Source organism: uncultured Streptococcus sp. (assembly GCF_963456385.1).
GTDB lineage: Bacteria > Bacillota > Bacilli > Lactobacillales > Streptococcaceae > Streptococcus.
The window spans coordinates 71,602-97,835 of sequence record NZ_CAUOLF010000007.1; the positions used below are offsets into that span (position 1 = coordinate 71,602).

The 26,234-nt window shown below is 43.7% G+C and carries 25 protein-coding genes and 1 riboswitch; of the genes, 6 read left to right on the top strand and 19 right to left on the bottom strand.

Annotated features, from left to right (window positions below):
- Positions 1-18: 18 nt before the first annotated feature.
- Positions 19-150 carry a teichoic acid D-Ala incorporation-associated protein DltX gene (locus tag RP262_RS04195; protein WP_002894209.1) on the bottom strand — a complete coding sequence of 44 codons (132 nt, stop codon included), beginning with the start codon at positions 148-150 and terminating at the stop codon, positions 19-21.
- Between the two features lie 258 nt (positions 151-408).
- Between RP262_RS04195 and RP262_RS04200 the strand changes: the two genes are divergently transcribed.
- From RP262_RS04200 to RP262_RS04215, 4 genes are all read left to right on the top strand, one after another.
- Positions 409-747, top strand: a complete 339-nt coding sequence (locus RP262_RS04200; RefSeq protein WP_002899377.1) for a PadR family transcriptional regulator — start codon at positions 409-411, stop codon at positions 745-747.
- On the top strand, positions 722-1,321 hold the full coding sequence (locus tag RP262_RS04205) for an HAAS signaling domain-containing protein (protein WP_311154407.1): 600 nt from the start codon (positions 722-724) through the stop codon (positions 1,319-1,321). The genes RP262_RS04200 and RP262_RS04205 overlap by 26 nt, the downstream gene beginning before the upstream one ends.
- Positions 1,314-2,354 carry a DUF4097 family beta strand repeat-containing protein gene (locus RP262_RS04210; protein WP_311154408.1) on the top strand — a complete coding sequence of 347 codons (1,041 nt, stop codon included), beginning with the start codon at positions 1,314-1,316 and terminating at the stop codon, positions 2,352-2,354. The genes RP262_RS04205 and RP262_RS04210 overlap by 8 nt, the downstream gene beginning before the upstream one ends.
- A gap of 144 nt (positions 2,355-2,498) precedes the next feature.
- Positions 2,499-3,452 carry a S66 peptidase family protein gene (locus tag RP262_RS04215; protein ID WP_002927374.1) on the top strand — a complete coding sequence of 318 codons (954 nt, stop codon included), beginning with the start codon at positions 2,499-2,501 and terminating at the stop codon, positions 3,450-3,452.
- A gap of 79 nt (positions 3,453-3,531) precedes the next feature.
- Here the strand turns inward: RP262_RS04215 and RP262_RS04220 are convergent, their stop codons facing one another.
- The 3 genes from RP262_RS04220 to RP262_RS04230 form a co-directional block, all read right to left on the bottom strand.
- Positions 3,532-4,791 (bottom strand): carbohydrate-binding domain-containing protein, encoded by a 1,260-nt coding sequence (locus RP262_RS04220; RefSeq protein ID WP_002934532.1) that lies wholly within the window; start codon positions 4,789-4,791, stop codon positions 3,532-3,534.
- A gap of 19 nt (positions 4,792-4,810) precedes the next feature.
- On the bottom strand, positions 4,811-5,524 hold the full coding sequence (locus tag RP262_RS04225; protein ID WP_311154409.1) for a polyphosphate polymerase domain-containing protein: 714 nt from the start codon (positions 5,522-5,524) through the stop codon (positions 4,811-4,813).
- Positions 5,525-5,713: 189 nt separating this feature from the next.
- Positions 5,714-8,137 carry a YhgE/Pip domain-containing protein gene (locus tag RP262_RS04230; protein WP_311154410.1) on the bottom strand — a complete coding sequence of 808 codons (2,424 nt, stop codon included), beginning with the start codon at positions 8,135-8,137 and terminating at the stop codon, positions 5,714-5,716.
- Between the two features lie 373 nt (positions 8,138-8,510).
- Here RP262_RS04230 and RP262_RS04235 point away from each other — a divergent pair, with 373 nt between their 5' ends.
- Positions 8,511-9,215 (top strand): DUF4947 domain-containing protein, encoded by a 705-nt coding sequence (locus tag RP262_RS04235; RefSeq protein WP_268697919.1) that lies wholly within the window; start codon positions 8,511-8,513, stop codon positions 9,213-9,215.
- A gap of 232 nt (positions 9,216-9,447) precedes the next feature.
- The gene (locus tag RP262_RS04240) at positions 9,448-9,978 is read left to right on the top strand and encodes a TetR/AcrR family transcriptional regulator (protein ID WP_002918003.1); all 531 of its coding nucleotides are present in this window, start codon (positions 9,448-9,450) and stop codon (positions 9,976-9,978) included.
- A gap of 103 nt (positions 9,979-10,081) precedes the next feature.
- Here RP262_RS04240 and RP262_RS04245 read toward each other — a convergent pair whose 3' ends face one another.
- The 15 genes from RP262_RS04245 to mnmA form a co-directional block, all read right to left on the bottom strand.
- Positions 10,082-11,026, bottom strand: a complete 945-nt coding sequence (locus tag RP262_RS04245; protein WP_311154411.1) for a 3-oxoacyl-[acyl-carrier-protein] synthase III C-terminal domain-containing protein — start codon at positions 11,024-11,026, stop codon at positions 10,082-10,084.
- Between the two features lie 100 nt (positions 11,027-11,126).
- Positions 11,127-12,386 carry a F390 synthetase-related protein gene (locus RP262_RS04250; RefSeq protein WP_311154412.1) on the bottom strand — a complete coding sequence of 420 codons (1,260 nt, stop codon included), beginning with the start codon at positions 12,384-12,386 and terminating at the stop codon, positions 11,127-11,129.
- Positions 12,355-13,182 carry an MBL fold metallo-hydrolase gene (locus RP262_RS04255; protein WP_311154413.1) on the bottom strand — a complete coding sequence of 276 codons (828 nt, stop codon included), beginning with the start codon at positions 13,180-13,182 and terminating at the stop codon, positions 12,355-12,357. The genes RP262_RS04250 and RP262_RS04255 overlap by 32 nt, the downstream gene beginning before the upstream one ends.
- The gene (locus RP262_RS04260; RefSeq protein WP_311154414.1) at positions 13,157-14,188 is read right to left on the bottom strand and encodes an NAD(P)-dependent oxidoreductase; all 1,032 of its coding nucleotides are present in this window, start codon (positions 14,186-14,188) and stop codon (positions 13,157-13,159) included. The genes RP262_RS04255 and RP262_RS04260 overlap by 26 nt, the downstream gene beginning before the upstream one ends.
- Before the next feature lie 202 nt (positions 14,189-14,390).
- Positions 14,391-15,002 carry a 30S ribosomal protein S4 gene (gene rpsD / locus RP262_RS04265; protein ID WP_002899562.1) on the bottom strand — a complete coding sequence of 204 codons (612 nt, stop codon included), beginning with the start codon at positions 15,000-15,002 and terminating at the stop codon, positions 14,391-14,393.
- Positions 15,003-15,264: 262 nt separating this feature from the next.
- Positions 15,265-15,987, bottom strand: a complete 723-nt coding sequence (locus RP262_RS04270; RefSeq protein WP_311154415.1) for an ABC transporter ATP-binding protein — start codon at positions 15,985-15,987, stop codon at positions 15,265-15,267.
- The gene (locus RP262_RS04275; protein ID WP_311154416.1) at positions 15,987-16,988 is read right to left on the bottom strand and encodes an ABC transporter substrate-binding protein; all 1,002 of its coding nucleotides are present in this window, start codon (positions 16,986-16,988) and stop codon (positions 15,987-15,989) included. Before RP262_RS04275 ends, RP262_RS04270 begins: the two co-directional genes overlap by 1 nt.
- A gap of 41 nt (positions 16,989-17,029) precedes the next feature.
- On the bottom strand, positions 17,030-17,809 hold the full coding sequence (locus RP262_RS04280) for an ABC transporter permease (RefSeq protein WP_227969317.1): 780 nt from the start codon (positions 17,807-17,809) through the stop codon (positions 17,030-17,032).
- A gap of 90 nt (positions 17,810-17,899) precedes the next feature.
- A riboswitch (TPP riboswitch) is annotated at positions 17,900-18,001 on the bottom strand.
- A gap of 84 nt (positions 18,002-18,085) precedes the next feature.
- Positions 18,086-18,709 (bottom strand): HAD family phosphatase, encoded by a 624-nt coding sequence (locus RP262_RS04285; RefSeq protein WP_311154417.1) that lies wholly within the window; start codon positions 18,707-18,709, stop codon positions 18,086-18,088.
- A 96-nt stretch (positions 18,710-18,805) separates the two neighbouring features.
- Positions 18,806-19,081 carry a Veg family protein gene (locus RP262_RS04290; RefSeq protein ID WP_002894239.1) on the bottom strand — a complete coding sequence of 92 codons (276 nt, stop codon included), beginning with the start codon at positions 19,079-19,081 and terminating at the stop codon, positions 18,806-18,808.
- A gap of 2 nt (positions 19,082-19,083) precedes the next feature.
- The gene (gene dnaB, locus RP262_RS04295; RefSeq protein ID WP_311154418.1) at positions 19,084-20,439 is read right to left on the bottom strand and encodes a replicative DNA helicase; all 1,356 of its coding nucleotides are present in this window, start codon (positions 20,437-20,439) and stop codon (positions 19,084-19,086) included.
- Positions 20,440-20,465: 26 nt separating this feature from the next.
- A complete protein-coding gene (gene rplI / locus RP262_RS04300) occupies positions 20,466-20,918 on the bottom strand; it encodes a 50S ribosomal protein L9 (protein ID WP_002894242.1) in 453 nt (150 codons plus the stop codon).
- Positions 20,915-22,936, bottom strand: a complete 2,022-nt coding sequence (locus RP262_RS04305) for a DHH family phosphoesterase (RefSeq protein WP_311154419.1) — start codon at positions 22,934-22,936, stop codon at positions 20,915-20,917. Before RP262_RS04305 ends, rplI begins: the two co-directional genes overlap by 4 nt.
- Positions 22,937-23,093: 157 nt before the next feature.
- Positions 23,094-25,001: a tRNA uridine-5-carboxymethylaminomethyl(34) synthesis enzyme MnmG gene (gene mnmG / locus RP262_RS04310; protein WP_311154420.1), complete on the bottom strand. Its 1,908-nt coding sequence runs from the start codon at positions 24,999-25,001 to the stop codon at positions 23,094-23,096.
- A 139-nt stretch (positions 25,002-25,140) separates the two neighbouring features.
- On the bottom strand, positions 25,141-26,234 hold a 1,094-nt coding region (gene mnmA / locus RP262_RS04315; RefSeq protein WP_311154421.1), incomplete at its 5' end, for a tRNA 2-thiouridine(34) synthase MnmA.

Below are 26,234 nucleotides of genomic sequence, written 5' to 3' on the forward strand. Positions count from 1 at the left end.
GTTTCCTACTCTCTCACATTAAAATTCATTATAGATAAAGCCGCCCTGACCCTGACCCAGGTAGCTAAAGAAATAAAGCAAGGCCAGAAAGATAACAAAATATAGTAGGGTTTGGCCTAAAAATTTATATAGGGTTTGATGTTTTTTCATTGATCTCTCTTATATTTTTAGTTAGACTTACACCATTTTACCATTTTATGGAAGATGTTTTCAACACAAAAGCTAAGGAAGATGTAAAGTTCTTGTAAGGAAGAAAGGTACTTTGATGTGCCTTATAAACAGCCATTAAAAGACTTTTTCAAAAAATATATAAAAATTTTATATATTTTGCTTGACTTTTTTCCTAAGAGGTTGTAGACTATATATAGAAAGATTATATATAAATATTTTACACAAGGAGGTGGTCCTATGTCTTTCCCCACATCATCGGCTTTGATTGAGTTTCTCATCTTAGCCATCCTTGAAAAAGACGATTCCTACGGTTATGAAATCAGCCAGACGATTAAGCTGATTGCCAATATCAAAGAATCAACACTTTACCCTATTCTGAAGAAGCTGGAGCAAAATGACTGCCTCACGACTTATTCGCAGGAGTACCAAGGACGAAAACGAAAATACTATTCACTCACTGCCTACGGGCATGAACATCTACTCACTCTAAAAGAAGAGTGGCAAACTTATACCATGACCATCAGCGGTATCATAGAAGGGAGCATCCGTCATGACAAGAACCGAGTATCTAGCTGAGCTAGAAAAATATCTAAAAAAACTGCCACGCAAGGACTATCAGGAAGCTATGGATTACTTCACTGAGTACTTCGACGAGGTAGGCCCAGAGGGCGAGGAAGCCGCTATTGCTGAGCTTGGTAGCCCAAAGGAAGCGGCTCACGAGATTATGTTGAATCTTTTGGACAAAAAAGTCGAGGAAGATAATCAAGACAGCAGTTCATCAAAAAACACTAAGAACATCGTCCAGATTGCTATCCTATCCATTTTGGCAGCACCCTTGGCTATTCCGCTCTTTATAGTAGCAGCACTTTTGACTTTCGTTTTCTTCCTCTTAGTCTTTATCTTTGCTCTAGTCATGGCTATAGGTGCCTTCGCCTTCTTTATTTTTGGAATCAGCCTGATCTGGGACACTTTGACAGTGGGACTGACAACATCGATCCCGGCCTTCCTGTTCACTCTGGGGCTCAGTGTTCTAGCTCTGGGACTGTCCGGCATCTTCTACGCAGGCATTTCTCCTGTTACTCAGTTTGGCAAGGCTGGCTTTGTCAAACTAGCTCAACTTTTCGCAAAGAAAGGAGCACGTCATGGCTAACATCAAATTGAAAAAACCTCTTTTATCCGCAGCTATTTTAGCCTGCCTCTTTGGTGGAGCCTTGACAACTATCGGCTCCATTACAGGCGGTGTCAACGACTTGGTCAATTCTGCCAAAAGCAAGGTAAAACTAACGAAAAAAGAAGAAAGTTTCTCTGATCTTTCTTCCCTAAATATCAACTTAGCAGCTAGAAACCTCGTCATCAGCGAATCTCCTGATGACAAGGCTCACTTGACCTATTACCAAAGAGACGGCAACTATCAGATTGGCGGCAGCATGCTTGGAAAAATCACGACAAGTTCTGAAAACGGAAACTTAAACATCAAGGAAGACGGTGCAGGCTCCTTCCACATAAGCGCTGGTATCCGCTCCTTACTCAGCTTATTTGACCAAGAATCTCAAGGAAAGCGTACTGTGCAGCTTTCCCTGCCTAAGGGGACCAAGCTTGAGACATTCAGCGGCAGTTCGTCACTAGGAGATGTTACGCTGTCCAATCTATCAGCCCAAAATGCTGACTTCTCTCTATCCAATGGCTCGTTGACTGTGAATGATAGCCAATTCGCATCTGGTAAATTTAAGAACTCTCTGGGAGACATTACCCTTAATAACAGTCAGATTAACGCTGGAAAAATCAATGCTTCTTCGGGTACCATCACTCTGAGCAACAGCCAGTTCGCATCTGGCGAAATAGCAAGCTCTCTAGGAGAAGTAAACCTAAACACCAGCAAAATCTCCGACAGCACTCTGAAAATCTCAAGTGGCTCACTGAACTCTGAACAGTTGGAATTAGCTGGTACAATCTCTATCACTAACCAACTGGGCGATATTAATCTGCATCTGGTTTCTGGCAGTTTGTCGCAGCTATCCTTTGATCTGAAAACGGATCTAGGTGAAATTGACATCCCTAGTGGTATGAGTGTAGAGCACACCAAAGGCGATGAACTTGGCGGCTCTGCCATCCGTAAAGTCGAAAATCCGACAACTACACTTACTGCCAACGCTCAAAGCGGCAGCATTAAGCTCAGCGAATAAATCATAGAAAAGAATATATACAATCAGGGAGTCCTCAGCGGCTCCCTTTTTTAATAAAAATTCCCGTAATGCCCTAAGATTGCTTTACAGGCCTTGGCCTTTGTGCTATGATATTCTATAAAAATTTATCACAAGGAGGTCCCTATGAAAAAACTCACACCTGGTATGCACATTCGGGTCGTCAGCCCCTCGTTGTCAATCGAACACATCGGTGGCTTTGAGGCCAATCTAGCCGCCAAGGAGCGTTTGGAAAAGCTAGGATTTACCGTGTCTTTTTCGGAGCATTATCTGGAAAATGATATATTAGGCTCTGCCTCCATCGAAAGCCGGGTGGCAGACATTCATGCTGCCTTTTCGGATGACTCCGTTGATGCCATTCTGGCTACTATCGGCGGTTTCAACTGCAATGAGCTACTGCCCTATCTGGACTTTGAGTTGATTGCTAGAAATCCTAAGATTTTCTGCGGCTACTCGGATACTACTGCCTTGCTCAGCGCTATCTATAGCAAGACCGGCATGAAAACCTACATGGGACCGTCCTACTCCAGCTTTAAAATGGATGCCCTGCAGGACTATCAGACTGAGAGCTGGCTCAAGGCCGTCAGCCAGACTTCTTATGAATTGACTCCTAGTGAAAAATGGGGCGACAATGCTTGGTATCTGCCTGATGCCCCACTGACCTTCCATAAGACGGAGTGGAAAGTTTATCATCACGGACAAGCCCAAGCCACTGTTATCGGCGGTAATCTTTCCACCTTCTCGCTCCTACGTGGTACGCCCTATGCCCCAACAGATGAAAACTATGTCCTCTTTGTTGAAGAGGCGGAGGAAGATCATTATGTGGAGTTTGAGCGCAATTTAGCTGCCCTCCTTCAGGCCTATCCTAACCCGCAGGCCCTTCTCATCGGCCGCTTTCCAAAAGAATGTCAGATGACAGAGGAACTGCTCCTTTATATCTTGGATAAATATCCAATTCTAAAGACGATTCCCGTCCTCTATGACTTGGACTTTGCCCATACTCAGCCACTCTTTACCATTACCATCGGTGCTCAAGTGACCGTGGATACGGAGAAGATGTTGATTAGAATTGATGAATAGCAAGAAATCCTCATTCCAGCTGGAATGAGGATTCTTCTCTTTCATTAGGCACCATTTCATTGTTATCTCGTCGGCTTTTTTATCGTCCACCAAAACCGCCTTGGCCGTCTGGGGCACCGCCGCCACCGGGTCCACCAGCGCCAGGTCCGTCTGCTGTGATTTCTGTTAGGCTCTCACCATTGACCGTGATGGTACCGCCAGTGTAGGTAGCTGTTCCATCAAAGTCAAAGGCAGATACCGTAGAAGTAATATCCAAGTTTCCTCCTGACATGATGACATCGCCGTTGGAGTCGATAGCGTCTGTATCGCCTTCACCGACCTCGACCTTGATATCGCCACCGGTAATCTTGATAAAGATATCAGCTCCAGTTACATCACTAGCTGCATTGATCCCATCATCCGTCGCATAAAGGTCCAGCTTGCCGCCGTTAATGGTGACATTGGTTCCTTCCAGAGCTTCTACACTCTTGGAAACTGTAATCGTTCCACCATCAATCAAAGCAATATTGCTAGCGTGCAGACCATCATCACCTGCATTAATCGCGATGGTGCCGGACTGGATATAGAGATTCCCCAGAGAAGTGTCTTCATCATTGTCCGCGTGGATAGCATCTTCTGTCGCTGTGATATCAATAGTAGCGTCCTTGATATTAATAGCTGAAGCAGCTGACAGACCATTCTTAGCTGCCTTGAGCGTATAAGTGCCACCTGTCACCCGCAAGGTCTGCTCAGACTTAATCGCTGTTTCATACTTGCCATCAACTGTCAGACTTCCAGAGCCATTGAGAGTCAGGTCAGAGTTACTATAGATAGCTGCATCTGCATCCGTATTACTATGATTTGATGAGTCTGAGATTGTGTTTTGGCTGCCGTCAGCCAGAGTCAAGCTTGTTTTACCCGCATTTTCTACCAGAATAGCTGCGTCTGTCCCGCTCATGGTTACACCATTTAGGACGATTTGAACCTTGTCGCTATCACCTGCTTTGACGACAATCTGCACATTTTCGCTCGTTCCGGAAATAACATAGGTCCCAGCCTCTGAGATTGTCACAGTTGAGCCGGAGACACTAGCGCCGTCACCAGAGGTCTTAGCACTGGAGCCACTCAGGCTGATGGTCATCGCCTTGGACTCATCATAAGAAGCGTCTGAGTCTTCTGAAGCAAAGTAATCAGAAGTATTGGTCTTGGTCTGACTAGTGCTTGTAGCGTTAGCAGTCTGAGTGGTGCTTGAAGCTGTAGAGCTGCTGGCGTTTGAGCTGCATGCTCCCAGCACTGCTGTCATCAAGACCAGTGGAATCATCAATTTAATTTTTTTAAGAGTTGATTTTGATTGTTTCATTTTTCTTTTCCCATCTATTTTATTTGCTGCTGATACAGTTTGCCTTTTTATAGGCAAAGCCGTATTTGGATAAAGAGCTCGGAGACAGCTGGTAGCGATCCATGATCTCGCTGAGCCATAGCGGACAAGCTTCTGGAATCTTAACTTCCATGATGACGTGATTGGCTGGCAGGAGATGATCCCCATGGCGACCAGCCAAGAGACTCAGATCATAAGGACGGTAGGTCAGGTCGTGATCAAAGGTAATCCGAATCCGCTCGTCCTCAATCCCTTTCATCGAATAACGATTGTAGCCGATATACATCATAGGCTGAATGTTGCCAAAATGCTGGGTCAGCCAGGCCATTTCCTTGTCTATCTGAAGGTCAGTCAGCTGACTGTAATCACCGTCCAGATAGGCTTCCGCTGTCAACAAATCTGCTGCAAGACGGCGTTTGGTGACCAGATTCTCAGTCTTTTTCTTGATTTCCAAAAATACTTGACTATCCTCGGTCGGATGCTCTTGATAGGTCCGCAAACGCACCTTCTCATCAAAGCAAGGATTTTCCAAGGACTCACGAATGAGCTGATAAGATGGCGTATCATAGTAGAGATTGTTAATGGTCGAATAAGCTCGCTCATCCTCCACCAGATAGCCTTCAAACTCTAGCAATAAATCCAGCAAGGTTTCCTTGGAAATGATGTATTTGGTTTCAAAGCGCTGAAAATGATGTTGAAAAATTTTTACTGCCATGGGCTTCTCACCTCTCTATCTTTCTTGAATGTAATGCAATTTTAAAGATAAAAACTTAAAAGAAAAATAAAGAAAACTTAAAGAAAACAAAACATCTCCCTTTTCAGGAGATGTTGGTTAGAGAAAAAGTAAACGAATTACAGATAGACTTTTCATCTACATTTTTACAGATTCATAAAAGCACGAACCCTAAGCTAGCTGTTTTTTATCTGTTCGATAAACTAGAGTACCAAGTGTCATGAAAAGAACTAAAACAAAAGCAAGGAAGAGGACCTGAGTACCGATTTGACCATTCATGGAAATCGTTTGGCGCAAGCCCGATACAGAATAGCTCATTGGCAGCCAAGGGTTGATAACTTGGAAAATCTTACTAGTCAGCTCCAGCGGATAGGTTCCTGCACTAGAAGCCAGCTGTAAAAGCAAGAGAATCAGAGAAGCAAAGGCGCCGAGCTTGCTATCCCAAGTAACCAAAGCCGTCACAAGAGCCATAAAGGTCATGCTGGCTAGGACAATCAAACCAAGGGTTGCCCACTCATGGTTTGCAGATAGGCCTATCAAGTGCACAGCACCATAGACCAAAACACCCGCTACGACAGAAATGACTCCATTTACCTCTATACGGGCCTTCAGCCAATCTCGTTTCGTCTTGGGTTCTTGACCCGATGGAAGTGTGCTAAAGATGATATTGGTTGAAATAGCTGCCACAAATAAAGCTACTGAAATCATATAAGGCGCCATCCCAATGCCATTTTTTTCTACCTTATTCTCATCTGTCTTGCTCAGTGTCAGAGGATCTGCCAGAGTTTTTGCATTGTCTTCCTTAGTAGAAACAGTCGACAATTTATCGCCTGCATCTGAGAGGCCATTGGACAAATCGCTCGTTCCCACAGTAAGTTTAGAGAGATTATCTGTTAAAGCACTGCTGCCATCAGCCAGCTTTTCTGTACCGCTCGCTAATTGATTGGTTCCATCTGCTAATTTCCCGAAACTAGAGGTCAATTCTGGCGATTTATCTGTTAATTGGGCAGCCCCGTTTGCTAATTTTGTTGTATTTGCTAGCAAATCAGGGTTCTTACTTGCCAAAGCTGATGTCCCCTCAGATAGCTGACCGACTGCATTGGTATAGCTTGTCACCCCTTGTTCCAATTGTGTCGCGCCAGTCGTTAGTTTCTCATTTAGGGTGTCTACACCTGCGACTAGTTGATTGGCTCCTCCGCTTGCTGAACCGAGGCTAGTACTCACCGTTGATAAGCCATTATAAAGGCCATTAATCATGGTAGATGCTTGGGGTAAAACCTGAGTAGAAGTGTTTCCCAATTGACTAATCTTCGTTTGACTGGTAGCTTTTATCACTTCAAGAGAAGCCCTCATCGTATCAACTTCTGATAAAATTGCCTGAGCAGATTGATCACTTCCTGCTTGACTAGCACTGACTGCTGTATCAATCTCCGCCTTAGCCTCACTAGAAAGTCCTTGATAAGCACTGGTCCCTTGGACACTTGCTAAAGCTGCGGCCTTGGCGTCTTGATTATTATTGATAATGGCCTGAGCGGATGCTACTATGCTAGTCAGTGAAGCTTCAATGCTGTCTGTCGAAACAGCTGAGTCACTTGCTGCAGCTTGAATACTAGCATTCAACTGTGTCAAACTATTTGCTAAATCATTCACATTTTGCTGGTTGTTAGCTAAGGTGGTATCTACCGATGACTTTAATGTAGCCAAGCCAGTGTTCAGATTCGTCACACCTGTTGATAAGGCCTGAACTCCATCTCCTGACTGGGTGAGCTGTTGGACTCCTCCCAATAAATCTGCTGATCGACCCGACAGCTGATTTGCACCTGCGACCACAGTACTTACACCATTTGCATAAGTGTTTATCCCATTTGACAAACTACCCAGTCCAGACGATACTTGTGCAACACTCCCAGTATAAGTCTGTAGTCCTGTGTTAAATTGAGCTGCGCCGGACGATAATTTGCTCGTAGCTTGATTCAGAGTTCTTAAGTTATCTGCAATTGTCTGGCTGCCTGAATCTAGTTGTTGGCTGCCGGATGCTAATTGCTGAGCACCATCAGATGCCTTCACCAAGCCAGTCTTTAGATCTCCCATATTCTTAAATAAAGCGCTTGTATAAGTATCCGTCACATTTTGCGCCACCGTCTGCTTCAAAGAAGCCATAGCCGAATCACTCATCTTACCAGCAATAAAACTGTGGCCGCTAGACGTTTGATAGTCAATCTTCATTTGCTGAGGATTATCGGTCAAAATACTGGCTGCACGTTCAGATAAATCACTTGGAAGCGTCACAACCATGTAGTAATCACCCTTTTCCAGACCAGCTTGAGCGTCTTCTTTGCTGACGAAGTGAAAATCCAGATTTTTATTTTCCTTGAGGCTGGAAACAACATCCTCGCCTATAGACAAGGTCTTGCCACTAGCAGTTACAGCTTTATCCTGATTGACGACCGCCACTGGCAAGTCCGATACCTTTCCATACGGATCCCACATGGAGCTCAGGAAAATAACATTATACAAGGCAGGAATCAAAGAGACTCCTAACATCACAATGATAAAAGTCGGCTTTTTTAAAATAGCTTTCCATTCTCTTAACATGTCTACCTCCTAAAATTATACACAGTGTCCAAATTTCGATAAAATTGATTATACACCAATCGAAAATTATTACAAGTTTATTCTTTAAAAATTGGACACCGTGTCTAATTTTGTTTAAAAAGATTGTAGAGAAGCGGAATAAGTTAGTCCTACTGTCTTTAATCCCTAAATAATCTGTAGATAAAAAATATTTTTCCACTGGTAGCTACACAGAAAATCAGTATTATGTTAGAATGATAAGCGAGGTAAATGGAGTCAAGCATCGAGATCTTAACTTGAAGGTACGGTTCCATATGAAACACTGCTGCCAGCAGATGCCTCATATCACAATAGCTCAAGTCAGATTGAGCATAGTAAAGAAAGGTTTAAGACAATGAAAAAAAGAACACTATTTAGCTTATTTTCTCTAGTTGCAGTACTATTTCTTCTGTCAGCCTGCCGTTTCCTTGTACCATCTAACTCAGAGTCTACCACTCACCCTTCTAATTCAGATAAATCAGGAAAAAAAGTTAGTTTAAAGGATTCCTCAAGTTCATCAAAGCAATCTTCCAAAAGCAAAAGCAGCTCCTCTAGCAGCAGTAGTTCTTCCAGAAGTTCTAGTAAAGAAAATAGTAGTTCTAGTAAGGATATAGAAAAAACCACAGATGGTCTTCCAGAAGATGCCGATCATGCTAAGAAAGACAAGATTTATGCGACTGGCAATGCCAAGGTTTATTACCAATCCTATGAATCTGGCGGTTTTGAAGCTCAAATTCCTGAATTTAAAGGATATACTCAAGAAAAAGTCAAAAGTATTCTCGGCGAGCCAGAAAAAGTAAGCACCGACCTCGCTTCTGAATACGAAGCTTTCCAAAACAAAGAATTAGAAAATCTGAAGAGGCTGGTTCAGGAGCAAAAAATCAACACCGAACAAGCGCGTGCTTTCTTAGCAGGTGTAGTTGATATTTCTCAAGCATCAAGGTTACAAAATACCTATACGATTTACTCTTATAAAAATGAACAAATTTCTATTATCTTCTCGCAAGAGGGTGAGTTGCTTTACGTCACTCCCGACCCCGACTACCTCTACTTTAAATAATGCTCAAAACGAAGGCCAAGACTTTATTTTAAGTCTTGGCTTTATTATTTTACCAGTCTAAGAAACCTAATAAAATAAAATTTTGCCTATCTATGCCTATTTTCGGAATTTAACTCTTTTCCACTTGAAAAACATTTGATATAATAGTACATGGAGAAAAAGAAAAAGTAGTTTGCTATGATAGCTATTAGTTTGAAGAGCAGACTGAGGCTTAGCCTCAAAGGGAGATTTTATGTTAGAAAGCAATAAACGCCGAAAAACCAAGGCTATTATTGAGAGAGCCATGGTTTCACTACTGCATCAGCAGTCCTTCGACCATATCACTACTGTCCAGTTAGCTCAAGCTGCTGGCATCAGCCGTAGTAGTTTTTATACTCACTACAAGGATAAGTACGATATGATTGAACGTTATCAGCAAAACCTCTTTCATCAACTGGGGTATATTTTTGATAACAATCAGGAGGATATTCAAACTGCGATTACGGAGGTCTTTCAGTTCCTCCAGCTAGAGCCGCTTTTAGCTGCTCTTCTGACGGAAAACGGAACGAAAGAAATTCAAAATTTCCTGCGCCATAAGCTGCAGATGATGCTAGCTGATAGCCTTCAGGATCGCTTTAGCAATCGCATTTACAATCATTTTGAAAAAGAATACAGCCGGGTCTTTCTCGCTAATGCCTTCTTCGGCGTCTGCCAGATGTGGGTTTCCAGAGGAAAAAAAGAAAGTCCTGAACAAATAGCAGAATTTCTTTTGAAAATGCTGTAAGAAGCTGCTCGAATCCGATGGATCCTGGCTCTTCTGATATTTTGAAAAATTAAACAGGGTGTACAAAACCAAAAGAGGTTCTGTACACCCTATTTTTATTGTATTATAATTTCATAGCCAACATATTGACTGTCATACCAGCTGCTGTTCCCATCAGAGCGATGGTGTCTCCTTCCTTGACTAGATTGTGCTCCAGAGCATAGCAGAGAGAAAAGGGCACTGCTACTGACACCATATTACCATAGTCTTGCACAATATTAAGGTATTTATCATCAGGAATACCCAAGCTGCGCATGACCATTGGCAGAGCACGACTCGCCTGATGCGGAATGATATAATCCAAGTCAGATAGGCTGAGACCACTCTTTTCTTTAAATTCTTTAAACATTTCCGGAATTTTTCTGGCAGAGAGCAAGAGAATCTTCTTACCATTCATGTCAAACATGTAGTGAGTCTTGGTAGCGTCCGAATACTCCTTAGGCTGAAACGATGTCAAACCACCGCGAATCTCTGTATCGTGAGCTCCTTCAGACCACGTTCGCTGCAGGCTGGAGATGACCCCTCTTTCTTCCTCTGTTGCTTCAAAAATCAAAGCAGCCGCTCCATCACTGAACAACTCAAAACTTTCTTTCTGATTGGGATTGAGACCCAAACTTCCAACCTCACTAGACACGATGAGAATCCTTTGATACTCACCAGCCTCCAACAAATGAGACATGAGACTCAAAGCCGAGATAAAACTGGTGCAGGTCGTATTGATATCCATGGCTGGAATGGACAGCCCCTTAGCCACCAACTCATGAATCAAAGCCGCGGTGCAGGGAATAGGCTGAACGCCCACTGCACTGGCTGACACGATACAGTCGATGTCTTTGATTGTCAAGCCCGCTTGCTCTAGGGCTTTTTCAATCGCCTTAACAGCCATAGAAAGCTGGGTTTCTTCATTTTCCACCACCCGATAACGGGTCTGATCCTTAAAAGTCACAGTATTTCTAGGTAGATGCGTACCGTAACCAACAATCTTTATATGATTCTTTACTGCAGTCATATTAAACTCCTTCTTGTCAGACTTGGGGCTGCTTAATAGCTAGGTAAACTGCTAAAGCGCTTGAGCCTCTGATTCATATATTTTTCCACTGGGAGCATTCTTAAGCTCGATAGATGCGTTTCAACTTACGGCTTCTGTCCCGCTGATAATCTTCAAAAGAAATAGCCGGCATAAGAAAGTCTTTATCAGTCGCTAAGTTCTGAAACTGCTGGACAATCTCGTCTTCTCGCTGCTGACTACGATGTTCGATAGCAATGGTCAGCGAATAGTCCTTTTTCTGAGCGACTTGGTATTCTCCAATCCCATCAACTAAGAGCAGACAGCGGCGAATAAAGTCTGGAAAGACCTCCACCGACTGGCCTGCAGCATTTTCAAAAATGAAAATATCATCTGAGCGCCCCTCAATCCTGTCAATCCGTGTAAAGACCGAACCGCAGGGGCAAGGTTCAGGATTTTCCACCAAGATATCATTCAGTTCATATCGAAAAATTGGCTGAGAAGTCCGCTTGAAATCCGTAATTATTGGATAAAAGCGCCTATCATCTAAGTAGTACTTATCTACATGGACAATATCTTCGTTTAGATGAAGATTCCCATAGGAACAGCTACAGGCTAGAAAGCCCTCGGTCGCTTGGTAGACCTGGTCCACCTTTTTCAGACCAAATCCTGCTTGAATCCTCTGCCGATCCGGCTCTTCTAAAATCTCTGCCACCGATACGACTTTGCTAGGGGTAATCTGCAAATTCCCTGCCTGGACTTGTTTAGCCAGCTCTAAGAGCATTGATGCTGGTGCTACCAAAATCGTTGGCTGGTAAGCATTCAATCGCTCTACATGCTCTTCGGCTCCCTGAAAAGTATCAAAATACTCCAGAGAAATCAAGCCTGAATTGACAGTCTGATAGAGCTGGTTATCTGCCCGAAGAAAGAAGGCTATTTTGTGCCCAAAGAGTTTGCCTGTAGGCAGCATCTTGGCCAAGATGGCTGCCGCCCACATACTCCGCTCCTTTTCAGTGGTGACAAACAAACCTCGGTGACCGGATGTCCCAGAAGACAGGCCGACAGCGATTTCTCCTATCATGGGGCTGAAATCACGTGTCCGCTCGCTCTCCAGAGCCAAGGCTAACAACTCATCCCGATCCAGCCCCTGAGTATTGAGCTCATTGAAATGCTCCATCATAAAGGCCTTATTCATCTTAAAATCTGCTGGAATACCTGATTTGAAATAAGGTGATTCCTGCTGCAGAAATTCCCGATAGATTGCTAAAGCCTTAACTTGATAGCTTTCCAGGGCCTGTCGATCTTTAAATCGATTCCCCCAGCGCATGACGCTAAAGGTTTTTAGAAATGTTCCTAGTTTCATACAAAATCTGCTCCGCTCTCTCGGCCGGATCATGACTGACTAGAACCTGATAGCCAACAGCAAGCAACTGCCGCAGCAAGGCCACACCAGCCATGTATTCTTCCTTGTTATCTTGGATCAGTGACGGCAAGAAACGCATCTGCTCCGTATAAGGCAACAGATCCATGCCCCAGCACAAATCAGCTCCGATAAACAGATGATAATCTGGCAAAAAGAGACAAGCTTGACCAGCGGCATGGCCATCAACTGAGGCCAGATATATACTGCCATCCCCAAACAAGTCAACTGTCTTACGATAGAGGAATGCTGCTTGGACCTGCTGAGGTTCCACCACTTCCAACCGACTCTCAAAATCCTGCGGAAGAAATTCCTTGAAAATCAAATCCTTAAGCTTGGCATGTTGATAAGTTTTGAAGACGGTCTTGGTCAGAATGAAGCGAGCCTTGGGAAAGAAAGCAGCTCCGCCGATGTGATCTGGATGCAAGTGCGACAAGATGATATAAGAAATATCTTCTGGCGCAATTCCTTTTTGCTCAAGCAGCCGATCTACACGCTCCTCTTCTGACATATCAACAGGCGTTCCCAGACCATAAAGCCAGTATTTGAAATTGGGCTTCAGAATAGCTGGAGAATAGCCAGTGTCATAGAGAATAAAGCCTTTCTCACGATGCTTCAAGAGGAAAACACCAGCTGGAAAAATTATTTTTTTCTTGGCAACTCCCTTAAACATCTGCTGCAAGTGACTGCTGCAGCGCCCAGGCTGAAGATACTCAATTTTCTCGATAATGTTGGACATATTTTGCAATCCCTTCACTGATTGTCAACTTGGGTTGATAGCCCAAATCCCTTACTGCTGCTGATATATCCAGCGTTTGACTGTAACGCATTAAGTAATAGGTGTAAAGAGTAAGAGGCGGCTCTTTTTCAATGTGAAAAAAGCGATAAAAGCTTTCAAAGCCCTGTGCCAGAAGACCTAGAAAAGCAGCAGGTAACTTAATATAATGTTTACGAACCTGTAAACTATCTAAAGCTTCATCCAGCATATCCTTGAAACTACGGGATTCTCCGTTGGTAATGTTGTAAACTTGTCCTTGCGCTTCTGGCATTTCCAAAGCCAGACGAACAGCCAAGGCCACATTTTCCACACAGGTCATGTCCATCATTTGCTGGCCATTTCTGATGAGTGGAATCGCCAGTTTTTGGCTCAAGCGCAGAATTCTAGGAAAAATACTGGTGTCTCCAATACCAAAAAGCCCTCTAGGACGTAAGATAACCGATGGAACTTGAGGATAGCTTCGGACAATCCGCTCAGCCATGAGCTTGCTTTTTATATAGAAATTTAGCTCATTCTCCTGAGGAGCAGCCTCTTCTTTGATAGCGAATTGGTCACGCGCAGCAGCATAAACACTTGGGGAGGAAATATAGACCAGTCTTTGTACTCCAAAATGTCGGCAGGCTTCCATAACCAGCTTGGTTCCTACAACATTCGCCTGATAAAACTGCTCCCATGGTCCCCAAATCGTTGAGAGGGCACCAGCATGCACCACTGCATCCACTCCTTCACAGGCTGCAAAAATTTCTTCTTCTCTGGTAAAATCTCCAGCAAAAAACTCTACTAAAGAACCTTCTAACTGCCGACCAGCCTTCAGATTACGACCAAAAGCCCGTACCTGATAGCCTTGTTCAGCCAGCTCTTCAACAACATACTTTCCTAGAAAGCCAGTCGCTCCTGTCACTAGAACCTTCATCGCTACTCCTTTCATACAATTTTCTGTTTGTGTCTTGTCCCCATTATACACCATTTCAGCAAATCTTCCGTAAAAAAGCTGGAAAAAATCTTTACAGGGTGTCTCACCTGATTGGATAGGAGCAGAAAGAAATCAGATAATTTCCCCAAACAGCTGTCTCAATCCATTGACATTTTTTTAGTTGGAAATAGTTCTAATTAATTCATTGAGAATATTAAAAAAGAAGCCGTGAAACCGACTTCTGAACAAATACAAATTAAAGCATTTTGTTGTAGAATTCAACGATAAGTGCTTCGTTGATTTCTGGGTTGATTTCATCGCGTTCTGGCAAGCGAGTCAATGAACCTTCCAATTTTTCAGCGTCGAATGATACGAATGCTGGACGTCCAAGAGTAGCTTCTACTGCTTCAAGGATTGCTGGAACTTTCAATGATTTTTCACGAACTGAGATCACTTGACCTGGAGTTACTCGGTATGATGGGATATCAACGCGTTTTCCGTCAACAAGGATGTGACCGTGGTTTACGAATTGACGAGCTTGACGACGAGTAGTCGCAAGACCAAGACGGTAAACAACATTATCCAAGCGACGCTCCAAGAGAAGCATGAAGTTGAAACCAAGGATTCCTTCTTTGATTTTTGAAGCTTGAACAAACAAGTTACGGAATTGTTTTTCACCTACACCGTAAGTGAAACGAAGTTTTTGCTTTTCAGCCAATTGCAAACCGTATTCTGACAATTTGCTGCGGTTGTTTGGTCCATGCTGACCAGGTACATAGTTGCGGCGAGCCAATTCTTTACCTGTACCAGTAAGAGAAAGACCCAAACGACGAGCTTGTTTCCAAGATGGTCCTGTATAACGTGACATAAAAATGTCCTCCTGTAAAATATTTTTGAGGAAATAGTCACTTAGAAAGCCCTGATTCGTGCAGAACATTTTCGCCCAAACAGCTAAGGCTACTTTTATAGCTGATGTTCTGTTGACGAGCTCCATGCTTTCCTGCTGCTATTTCACACAAGGGCTATTGTACCATGAATAAAGTCAAAAGTAAAGGGGATCATGCAAAAAATCAAGCCAAAAGGCTTGATTGAAGTTGTTTCTTGAAAGCAAAGGAATTCAGGCAGTTGCTTCACACTCCCAAAATCCTCAAAATCTCCTGCTTATATCGCAGCTTCTGTAGTTCCTTATCCTCGCTACCTGACCAAGTCAATTGGAAATCTGCAACAATTTGCCCAGGCCGATTTTTCAGAATATAGATACGGTCACTGAGAGCCAGAGCTTCCTCGATGCTATGAGTGATAAGGAGAGTCGTCAGACCCAGCCTACGATGAATATCCAGATACCAAGTGTGCAGCTCCATCTTGGTCAGCTCATCCAAAGCACTAAAGGCCTCATCCAGAAGAAATAGCTTGTGGCCGAACATATAGGTTCGCAGCAGAGCCACGCGCTGCCGCATCCCCCCGCTCAGCTCATGTGGATACTTATCTGCCACATCAAAGAGCCCGAACTCCTTCAAAATCTGACTTGCCTGCTCCGTCGCTTCCTTTTTGGATACCTTTCGGATTAAGAGGGGCAAGATGACATTGCCCAGCACCGTCTTATGCTCCAGCAGCAAGTCCTTCTGCAGCATATAACTCACCCGGCCCTTGGGATTTTCCTGCCCATCTAGGACAATCCTGCCCGACTGGACCTCCAAAATTCCCGCAATCAGATTAAAGAGGGTCGTTTTCCCGACTCCACTAGGCCCCAAAATCGCTACGACCTGGCCTGCTTCTACCTTTAGGCTGATGTCCTTCAAAGTCTGCTGCTCATCATAAGCATAACTTACATTTTCAAGTTTAATTTCTGTCATTATTTTATATAATCGTTGCTAAATCCCTTGTCACTCAAGTCATTGTCCACGATATCCTTATCCTTAGCCCATTTGTAAAAGGCGTTCCAGCGGCTAGCCTCAAACTGACCCCACTTGTCCTTATCTGATGCATATTGCTCAGACAGATATTTTTGAGAAGCCAAAACAAAATCACGCTTGTTTTTCAGCTCTGGCGCATGCTTGATTAAAATATCCGCTGCTTCTTCAGGGTGCTCCATGGCATATTGATAGCCCTTCTTGATGGCCTGCAAGACCTTTTTCGCCTCGTCCGGATTCTTCTTCAGATAGTCATTATTAGCAATAATCACTGGAGAATAGTAGTCAAACTCCTTTACATAGTCCTTCATATAAAAGAAATTAGTATCCATGCCTTGCGTCTCTGCCATGATGCCGTCCCAACCATGATAAATCCAGGCTGCATCAAACAAACCATTTTCAATCGGCGTAATTGAGTTGGAATCGTTGTTAGGAACTTTTTCCACTTCATCAAACTGGCCGCCTTGGCTTTCAACCAAAGTTTTGAGCATGCCTAGCTCCACTGAATCATTCCAAGTGCCGTATTTCTTGCCAGCTAGGTCCTTAGGTCCAGTAATCCCTGCAGACTTCTTGGAAATAATGCCCGAAGTATTATGCTCTACAATGGCTGCAACGGCTGTGATTTCTGCGCCCTTATCCAATTTTTTAGCCATGGAGTCCTGGAAATAAATGCCAAAAGGTGCCTTGCCGTTGATAATCAAATCCGAACTGCTATCTTCAGGCGGCAACTTGATATCCACATCCACGCCTGCTTCCTTGAAGTAGCCCTTTTCTTGAGCCACATAAAGGCCGGTATGGTTGGTGTTAGGTGACCAGTCTAGGATAAAATCAATCTTTTTATCCTTGCTTTCAGACGTAGATTTCGACTGGCTGCAGGCCGCTAGACCAAAGATAGACACGGCAGCTAAACCTGCCAGCAACACTTTATAACTTTTTTTCATCATTATCCTCTTTTCTTTCTTTGGAAAATAGCAGAGCTGAGCTCCTATTTCCACTTAATGATATATTTTTCACTGACAGCCACCAGCTTCATCCCCAGAAGACTGATAACCGAAACCAATATGATAATAGCAAACATGGTATCGTACTGGAAAAGTTTCTTAGACTGAATCATATAAACACCCAAGCCTTCAAAACCGCCCAGCCATTCGGAAACCACAGTCGTGATGAAGGCATAGGAAACACTGACGCGCAAGCCTGCATAGAAATAAGGCAAGCTAGCCGGAATCTTAAAATGCCAAAGAATCTGCCAGCGATTGGCCTGCATAAGCTCAAAGAGAGTCAGAGTATCTCGGTCACAATGCCGAAAACCATCCAGAATACTGACGATAATCGGAAAAGTCGTCGTCAGAATAATGAGCACAATCTTGGGCAAAATCCCATAACCCAGCCAGAGAACCAAGATTGGCGCCAAAGCAATGGTCGGAATCGTCTGCACCACGACCATCATGGGATAGATTAGATCATTGAGCCAGCTCATGCTGTCCATGAGTATAGCTAGTATACAAGCCAAGATGACGCCCAAGACTAAACCCAGCAAGGCTACTTTTAAGGTCGCCCAGCTATGACTTGCTAGAAATCCAGCATCTCTGATAAAGGCCTGACCAATTTCCAGAGGTGTCGGCAGGATAAACTTGGGCAAGAGCTTGAGCCAGCCCATGACCTGCCAGATGACAAGTACACCCAACATACCTAAGAAACCGATTTGCTGTCGCATCAGCCTTTGTAGTGCTTTCATTAGAATGATTTTCCTCCCTTCCTGCATTTTAGCGCTGCAATTTTTCAAGATATCACCATTCGATAAAGATGATAAAAGAAAAGACCTTTTCCATATACGGAAAAGGCGCACAAATACCACATTTTTCGGTATGTTTCCTACGCTGGCATTACCCAGATCAGGTGCGGTCGAAGCTTACACTTCCTCTCAGACTGTACACAGACTCCCATATATAGGACTATGATAGCGCAATCATCAGCAAATGTCAAGGTTGGAGCTTGGGCTCGCTCCTTTTCAACGATAAGTGAAGCAAACGATCATCAATCAGCCAAACTTCCCTTTCGCAGCCAGCAAAGTCTCCATAGCCCTGATATTCTCAGTCTCACTTGTGGATAAGATGATTTCAAAGCCCAATTCAGCTGCCGTGTCTAAGTTAGCCTGAATATCATCAATGAAGACGGATTCCACTGGATCCAGACCATATTTTTTCAACAGCTTGTGGTAAATCTCTACTTCTGGCTTGACGACACCGACCTCTGAGGAAAGGATATAGCCCGACAGCAGTGGAAAAATAGGCAACAAACCAGCTTTTTCAATATGATAAAAAATCTCACAAGTGGTTGACAAGATATAGATTCGATAGCTCTGGTCAACCCATAGCCGAATTCTTTCCTGTAAATCACTGTAAACATGCACAACCTCATACCAATGATAAAAGATATTCTTAATGGCGGAATGATAAGAAACATCCAGCTGAGCCAGGACTTCCTCACAAGCTTCTTTCAAACTCAGCTCTCCCTTGTCCGTCTGATGCCAGACACCTGATTCAAAAATGGCCTGCCTAAGGACCTGCCGCCGTTCTTTCTCAGGTTCAAAATATGTCAAGATTTTCTCTGAATTCCATTCAATCAGAACATTGCCCAAATCAAAAACTAAATTTTTAATCATGATGACCACCTGTTTTCTTTGCTTATCATCCTCTATATACGTCGATTTGACTGAGGAATTGCTTCAAATATAAGTAAAAAGGCCCACTGGACCTTTCTATTCATCAAAATATCGGATGAGGTTCTTTTCTGTCAAAATGTCAGAATAAGTATAAGACTCCACATAGGTATTGGAGATTTCCCCTGGCTGACCGCCTTCATTGGAATATTCCACAATAAACAAAGACGGATAGACTTCAATCAGACGGCCTTGCTTGCTTTTTTGGCGCTTACGACCGTTTTCCAGCGTCATCTCAACAATTTGTCCTTCATGCGCCTTGATATCTTCTTTGATTTTTTTCATTTTTGCCACATCTGTAAATGCATCACTCATCTTTATTCGTCCTCTCTTTTGGAAATACTTGAGAATTTATTATACTCTTTCTGGAAAATTAACTCTACTGTACCACGCGCCCCACTCCGGTTTTTTTCGATAATGACCTCAACCTTGTTGTTGGGAATGCCTTCTTCCTCCTCACCAGCTCGATCATAATAATCATCCCGATAAAGGAAGGCAACAATATCCGCATCCTGCTCAATGGAACCTGATTCCCGAATATCAGACAGCACTGGTCTCTTATCCTGCCGCTGCTCCACGCCACGCGAGAGCTGACTCAGCGCAATGACCGGCACCTTGAGCTCCTTCGCCAAGATTTTCAACTGCCGGGAAATTTCCGAAACCTCTTGCTGGCGATTTTCACGGCCAGTTCCTGTAATCAGCTGCAGATAGTCAATCAAGACCAGCCCTAAATTACCCGTTTCCTGGGCTAGTTTTCGAGCCCGCGAGCGAATCTCTGTAATCCGAATCCCTGGTGTATCATCGATATAAATACTGGCATTAGCCAGATTAGCTGTCGCAATGGTATATTTCTGCCACTCTTCATCTGTCAGTTGCCCCGTACGAATAGAGTGAGAATTAATCACCCCTTCAGAAGCCAACATCCGGTCCACCAAGCTCTCCGCCCCCATTTCCAGAGAGAAAATGGCTACAGTCTTATCCAGCTTGGTTCCGATATTCTGAGCAATATTAAGAGCAAAGGCCGTCTTTCCGACCGCTGGCCGAGCCGCCAGAATGATTAATTCTTCCTCATGCAGACCAGTCGTCATCTTGTCCAGCTCACGATAGCCAGTCGCAATCCCAGTGATATCTGATGTCTGCAGAGATCGAGCCTCCAGATTGCCAAAGTTAAGATTCAGCACATCACGGATATTTTTAAAGCCACTGCGGTTGGCCGTCTCACTGACATCAATCAGAGCTTTTTCAGCTCCGGCGATAATTTCCTCTGACAGACGGTCACCATCGTAGGCTTGATTGATAGACTCTGTCAGACGCGAAATCAGCCGCCTTAGAATGGCCTTTTCTACAACGATTTTAGCATAGTATTCAGCATTGGCAGAGGTTGGCACAGAATTGACCACTTCCACCAAGTAGCTGAGACCGCCGATATTCTGCAAGTCACCCTGACTATCCAAAATATTGCGAACCGTCGTTGCATCAATGGCATCCCCGCGGTCAGCTAAGTCAATCATAGCCTTGAAAATCAAGCGATTGGCATACTTAAAGAAGTCAGCAGGCTCGATATACTCACGAACAAAGACCAGTTTGCTCTCATCAATGAAAATGGCTCCTAAGACGGACTGCTCCGCTAAAATATCCTGAGGCTGAGCTCGGAGTTCATCAATCTCTGCCATCGGTAAATCCTTCCTTCAAATCACTATTATCCTTCTTTAACCCGCAAACGAATCACCCCAGTTATATCCTGATAAATTTTCACTGGAACATCTATCAGACCAATGGAGCGAATCGGTGAGTCCACCTTAATATGCCGTTTGTCAATTTTGATGCCAAACTGCTTCTGCAGCTCTTCTGCTATTTTCTTGCTGGTAATAGAGCCAAAGGTGCGACCGTCCGGACCAACTTTTTCAGTAAATTCAACAAGAGTAGCTTCTTCTGCTAACTTAGCCTTAATAGCCTGAGCTTCTGCCACTAGTTCAGCGTGGGCTTTTTCTTCGGACTTTTGCTTGCCGCGCAGTTCTCCAATAGCCTGCGCTGTTGCTTCCTTGGCTAAATTTTTCTTAATCAGAAAATTTTGAGCGTAGCCAGTCGGCATTTCCTTGATTTCGCCTTTTTTGCCCTTGCCTTTTACATCTGCTAAAAAAATTACTTTCATCCTTTTTTCTCCTCGTCTATTATTACTTCCTCTTTAATGACTTGGTCCATAATTTCTTGATTCAGCGACTGAAGGACCTCAGAAACTATTTTACCTTCAATTTGAGCTGCTGCCAGATTGAAATGACCGCCACCGCCCAGCTTTTCCATAATTCGCTGAACATTGATTTTGCTGCGACTGCGAGCCGAAATAGACACATAGCCTTTGGTATTCTTGCTCACGACAAAAGTAGCTTCAATTCCTGACATGGAGAGCATGGTATCAGCTGCCTTACTGATAACAACTGTATCATAAGTGTTCTCCTCTGGACCAGCTGCTACAATGACATTAGGCAAAATCTTCTTGCCATTTAAAATCAGCTCATTAATCGCACGATATTCCTCAAAATCCGTAGCCGAAATATCCTGAATCACAACACTGTCACTACCCCGAGTCCGTAGATAGCTGGCCACATCAAAGGTCCGACTGGTGACTCGAGATGAAAATCCTTTGGTGTCAAGCATGATCCCCGCCATGAGAAGGCTGGCTTGCATCTTACTGAGACGGTTCTTTTTAGAATTCTGGAACTGAATCAGCTCCGTCACCAACTCACTGGCACTGCTAGCCCCACTTTCGATATAGGCAATCACAGCATTTTCTGGAAAGTCTTCATCACGACGATGGTGATCGACTACGATAATCTGACTGAATTGATCAAAGAAATCCTTAGACAGCGTCAGAGATATCTTGGAATGGTCAACCATAATCAAAAGCGACCGATTGGTCACCATATTTACTGCTTCAGAAAGCGGCAGCAGATAGTCAGCCCCTTCCTGCTGAAGCTTTGTAATGGACCGCTCAATGTCAGAAGCCATCTGGGACGGATCATAGACCACATAAGCTTTCTCAATGATATTACTAGCAAAGAGTTGCATACCAAGAGAAGAACCCAAGGCATCCATATCCAGATTTTTATGTCCGACTATAAAGACCTGATCCACACTCTTAATCTTATCAGAGATCGCAGTCATCATAGCCCGAGTTCGCGTGCGCGTGCGCTTAACAGCTGACGCCGTTCCTCCACCAAAGAAGATTGGATTCATGTTGTCATTATTTTCTTTGACGACAGCCTGATCCCCACCGCGAACTTCAGCTAAGTTGAGGTTAAGCAGGGCTACCCGACCGATTTCATCATGATTGCCATCACCATAAGAAAAGCCCATACTGAGTGTCAATGACAGCTCGCGATTTTTAGCTTCCGTCCGGAATTGATCAATGATAGAAAATTTATTTTCCATCAGCTGTTCCAGCACTGTGTAATCCGTAAAAAGATAGAACCGATCCATACCAACCCGACGGTAAAACATGTGAAACTGCTCAGAAAATTCTGCTACGAAGTTGGCCACAAAGCTATTGATATGGCTGATATCTGTGTCAGAAACGACATCCTCCAAATCATCATAATTATCCACCGAGATAATTCCGATCACCGGGCGCGTTGTTACCAGACCAACAGTGGCTTCGTATTCATTGGATGCATCAAAAAAATAAAACACACTGGATGCACGGTCCAAGTAAACCGAATATTTCTTGTCTCCAACCGTAGCATAATGACCAGAGTCTGAATAAGCAGCCTTCATGATATTCTTGAGCATATCTGCATCAAAATCACCATCTTCGGTTGTAAAAATCAGTTCCGCATAGGGATTAAACCACTCTACATCACCATTATCTTCACTGATTTTAATGACACCAACTGGCATCTTATCCAGCAAGGAAGCGAGGCTCCCTTCTGCCTGATGATTGACATAATGAATCTGCTCAATCTCATCTAGCTCGGATACTCTCTGTTGCTGGATAAAAAGCACAATCAAAAGAGCCAGCACAAGCATGAGAGCAGCTAGCATGGCCAAACTATCACCAAAAAGTCTCAGACAGATGGCTAAGATTATAAAGGAAATTAGACCCGCCATCGCTAAGTGAATTGGGGCAAAACGAAATTTTTTCATCATAGACCTCTTATTCCGCCATTTTACCATAAATTCGAGAAAAAAGCGAATTTCTCCCAATAAGTAAGGCATTTAAGAAGGGTAAAGGAAGCGAAAAACAGCCTTTCAAAGTTTACAACTTTGTAAACCGCTTGTAAATTTACACAAAAAGGCTGCTTCCCAAAGGAAACTAAGCCTTTTACAAGAGTTACTTCGCTTGATTTTTAGAAATGCTTCTAGACTTGCCTTCTAAGTAAACCATCAAAATGGAAATATCTGCTGGATTGACACCAGAAATACGACTAGCCTGACCAATTGTTTCTGGATTGATTTTCTTAAACTTCTGTCGTGCTTCTGTCGCAATCGAGTCAATATCATCCCAGTCAATATTAGCTGGAATCCGCTTCTCTTCCATGCGCTTCATCTTCTCAACCTGATCAAGAGCTTTGGAAATATAGCCTTCATACTTAATCTCTGTTTCAATTAGCTCGATAATCTTTTCATCAAGCTCCTCTGCCGCTGGACCAATGAACTGAACCACATCCTGGTAAGACACTTCCGGACGTCGCATAAATTCTTTGGCAGTTACTGCATCTGTCAGAGGCTTAAAGCCAAGCGCTTCTACCTTAGCATTTGTTTCCTTGACAGGTTTTAGTTTGATAGATTCCAAACGCTTCATCTCGTTGTCAAATTGATTCTTTTTAATCTCGAAACGAGCCCAGCGTTCATCATCTACCAGACCAATTTCTCGTCCCATCTCTGTCAAACGCATATCGGCATTGTCATGGCGGAGAATCAGACGGTACTCAGCTCGACTAGTCAAGAGTCGATAAGGTTCTACTGTTCCCTTGGTCACCAAATCATCAATCATGACTCCAATGTAACCGTCACTGCGTTTCAGAATCAGCTCTGGCTTACCTTGGACTTTCAAGGCAGCATTGATACCCGCGATAATTCCTTGACCTGCAGCTTCTTCATAGCCAGAAGTCCCATTGGTCTGACCTGCTGTAAAGAGCCCTGAAATTTTCTTAGTTTCCAAGGTTGCCCGTAACTGGTGGGGCATAATCATATCGTACTCAATGGCATAGCCTGTCCGCATCATCTCAGCATTTTCTAGACCTTTGATAGAGTGAACCAAGTCCTTTTGTACATCTTCTGGCAGACTGGTTGACAGCCCCTGCACATAAACTTCTTCCGTATCACGGCCCTCAGGCTCTAAGAAAAGTTGGTGACGCTCTTTGTCTGCAAAACGGACAATCTTATCCTCAATAGACGGGCAATAACGTGGCCCCACACCCTTGACTACTCCTGAAAACATAGGCGCCCGATGCAGGTTATTTTGGATAATCTCATGACTTTCCGCATTGGTATAAGTCAACCAGCAAGGAACTTGATCTTTCACATAGTCCTCATCGCGAGACGCATAAGAGAAATGATTGGCCTTTTCATCACCTGGCTGAATCTCGGTCACATCATAATTGATAGATGATGCCTTGACACGCGGAGGCGTTCCGGTTTTAAAACGACCAATTTCAAAACCTAGATCCCGCAAGTTATCTGCTAAAGGAATAGCTGCCAGACTGTGGTTAGGACCTGATGAATACTTGAGATCCCCAATGATAATTTCTCCTCGCAAGGCTGTTCCAGTCGTAACAATGACGGCTTTAGCTGCATACTCCTGATGGGTCGCTGTCTTAACCCCAATTACCTTACCATCTTCTACCAAGATTTCATTAATCATAGTTTGTCGCAAGGTCAGATTTTCTTGATTTTCGACAGTCTTCCGCATTTCTTTGGAGTAGACTTCCTTATCCGCCTGCGCCCGAAGAGCCCGAACTGCAGGTCCCTTACCCGTGTTGAGCATCTTCATCTGGATATAGCTCTTGTCAATATTCTTGGCCATCTCACCGCCCAAAGCGTCTACTTCACGGACAACAATCCCTTTAGCAGATCCTCCGATAGATGGATTGCAGGGCATAAAAGCCAGCATCTCAATATTGATGGTTGCTAAAAGAACCTTGCAACCCATTCGACTAGCAGCCAGCGATGCCTCAACCCCAGCATGCCCTGCTCCAATCACGATAATATCATAACTTTCAGTAAAATTGTGTGACATTTCTTTTTCCTTCGTTTTTTTTCACCAAAAAAGGCCAAGTCTCCAGAAGTGCAGGACAAAAAAGCCTGCAACATCCATGAGCTTTGACCATCATAGGTATTGCTTATCTTATTGTAGCAGATTGAGCTGAATTGTCAATCTAAATGTACTGCAAGACTTGACTATTCTTATAAGCTCTGTCAATCAAGCCACCACCTAAGCACTCATCTCCATCATAGAAGACGACTGCTTGACCTGGAGTAACAGCCCTTTGAGGCTGATCAAAGTTGACAACTGCCTTGTCACCCTTTACAGTAACTGTCACTTTGGAATCAGGCTGACGATAACGGAACTTAGCTGTACATTCTATAGTAAATTCTTCTGGCATTTCTTTTGTGAAATGAACCTGACTAGCGTCAAGGCTGGTTGACATCAAATTGTCATGGTAAAAGCCTTGACCCACATAAAGAATATTTTGGCTGAGATCTTTTCCAACCACAAACCAAGGCTCATTATCTCCCCCGTGCTGACCACCAATTCCAAGACCACCTCGCTGGCCAATAGTATAATACATCAAGCCAGCATGCTGGCCCATATCTCGGCCTTCCAAGGTCATCATGCGACCAGGCTGGGCTGGTAAATATTGACTCAGAAATTCTTTAAAATTCTTCTCACCAATGAAGCAAATACCTGTCGAGTCTTTTTTCTTAGCTGTAGCTAAACCAGCTCTTTCAGCAATTGCTCGAACTTCTGGCTTTTCTAAATGACCCAGAGGAAACATAGTCTTTTGCAGTTGTTCCTGTGACAGTTGGCTTAGGAAGTAGGTCTGATCCTTATTGTTGTCCTTGCCACGCAACATGTGAACCAAGCCATCTTGGTCTCTCTTCACCTGAGCATAGTGACCCGTTGCAACGTAATCTGCACCCAGTGTCAAGGCATAGTCAAGGAATGCTTTAAACTTGATTTCCTTGTTACACATGACATCTGGATTTGGAGTCCTACCAGCTCGGTATTCTGCCAAGAAGTATTCAAAAACACGATCCCAGTACTCTTTCTCAAAGTTGACAGAGTAGTAAGGAATGCCAATCTGATCTGCAACAGCAGCTACATCCTTGTAGTCTTCTGTGGCTGTACAGACACCAAATTCGTCTGTGTCGTCCCAGTTTTTCATGAAGATGCCAATCACATCGTAACCTTGTTCTTTTAAGAGCAAAGCAGTTACTGATGAATCAACACCTCCGCTCATACCAACAA

Coding starts and splice junctions, on each gene's coding strand:
- RP262_RS04195 (WP_002894209.1), bottom strand. CDS start 150: ATGAAAAAACATCAAACCCTATATAAATTTTTAGGCCAAACCCTACTA.
- RP262_RS04200 (WP_002899377.1), top strand. CDS start 409: ATGTCTTTCCCCACATCATCGGCTTTGATTGAGTTTCTCATCTTAGCC.
- RP262_RS04205 (WP_311154407.1), top strand. CDS start 722: ATGACAAGAACCGAGTATCTAGCTGAGCTAGAAAAATATCTAAAAAAA.
- RP262_RS04210 (WP_311154408.1), top strand. CDS start 1,314: ATGGCTAACATCAAATTGAAAAAACCTCTTTTATCCGCAGCTATTTTA.
- RP262_RS04215 (WP_002927374.1), top strand. CDS start 2,499: ATGAAAAAACTCACACCTGGTATGCACATTCGGGTCGTCAGCCCCTCG.
- RP262_RS04220 (WP_002934532.1), bottom strand. CDS start 4,791: ATGAAACAATCAAAATCAACTCTTAAAAAAATTAAATTGATGATTCCA.
- RP262_RS04225 (WP_311154409.1), bottom strand. CDS start 5,524: ATGGCAGTAAAAATTTTTCAACATCATTTTCAGCGCTTTGAAACCAAA.
- RP262_RS04230 (WP_311154410.1), bottom strand. CDS start 8,137: ATGTTAAGAGAATGGAAAGCTATTTTAAAAAAGCCGACTTTTATCATT.
- RP262_RS04235 (WP_268697919.1), top strand. CDS start 8,511: ATGAAAAAAAGAACACTATTTAGCTTATTTTCTCTAGTTGCAGTACTA.
- RP262_RS04240 (WP_002918003.1), top strand. CDS start 9,448: ATGTTAGAAAGCAATAAACGCCGAAAAACCAAGGCTATTATTGAGAGA.
- RP262_RS04245 (WP_311154411.1), bottom strand. CDS start 11,026: ATGACTGCAGTAAAGAATCATATAAAGATTGTTGGTTACGGTACGCAT.
- RP262_RS04250 (WP_311154412.1), bottom strand. CDS start 12,386: ATGAAACTAGGAACATTTCTAAAAACCTTTAGCGTCATGCGCTGGGGG.
- RP262_RS04255 (WP_311154413.1), bottom strand. CDS start 13,182: ATGTCCAACATTATCGAGAAAATTGAGTATCTTCAGCCTGGGCGCTGC.
- RP262_RS04260 (WP_311154414.1), bottom strand. CDS start 14,188: ATGGTGTATAATGGGGACAAGACACAAACAGAAAATTGTATGAAAGGA.
- rpsD (WP_002899562.1), bottom strand. CDS start 15,002: ATGTCACGTTATACAGGACCATCTTGGAAACAAGCTCGTCGTTTGGGT.
- RP262_RS04270 (WP_311154415.1), bottom strand. CDS start 15,987: ATGACAGAAATTAAACTTGAAAATGTAAGTTATGCTTATGATGAGCAG.
- RP262_RS04275 (WP_311154416.1), bottom strand. CDS start 16,988: ATGATGAAAAAAAGTTATAAAGTGTTGCTGGCAGGTTTAGCTGCCGTG.
- RP262_RS04280 (WP_227969317.1), bottom strand. CDS start 17,809: ATGCAGGAAGGGAGGAAAATCATTCTAATGAAAGCACTACAAAGGCTG.
- RP262_RS04285 (WP_311154417.1), bottom strand. CDS start 18,709: ATGATTAAAAATTTAGTTTTTGATTTGGGCAATGTTCTGATTGAATGG.
- RP262_RS04290 (WP_002894239.1), bottom strand. CDS start 19,081: ATGAGTGATGCATTTACAGATGTGGCAAAAATGAAAAAAATCAAAGAA.
- dnaB (WP_311154418.1), bottom strand. CDS start 20,439: ATGGCAGAGATTGATGAACTCCGAGCTCAGCCTCAGGATATTTTAGCG.
- rplI (WP_002894242.1), bottom strand. CDS start 20,918: ATGAAAGTAATTTTTTTAGCAGATGTAAAAGGCAAGGGCAAAAAAGGC.
- RP262_RS04305 (WP_311154419.1), bottom strand. CDS start 22,936: ATGGTAAAATGGCGGAATAAGAGGTCTATGATGAAAAAATTTCGTTTT.
- mnmG (WP_311154420.1), bottom strand. CDS start 25,001: ATGTCACACAATTTTACTGAAAGTTATGATATTATCGTGATTGGAGCA.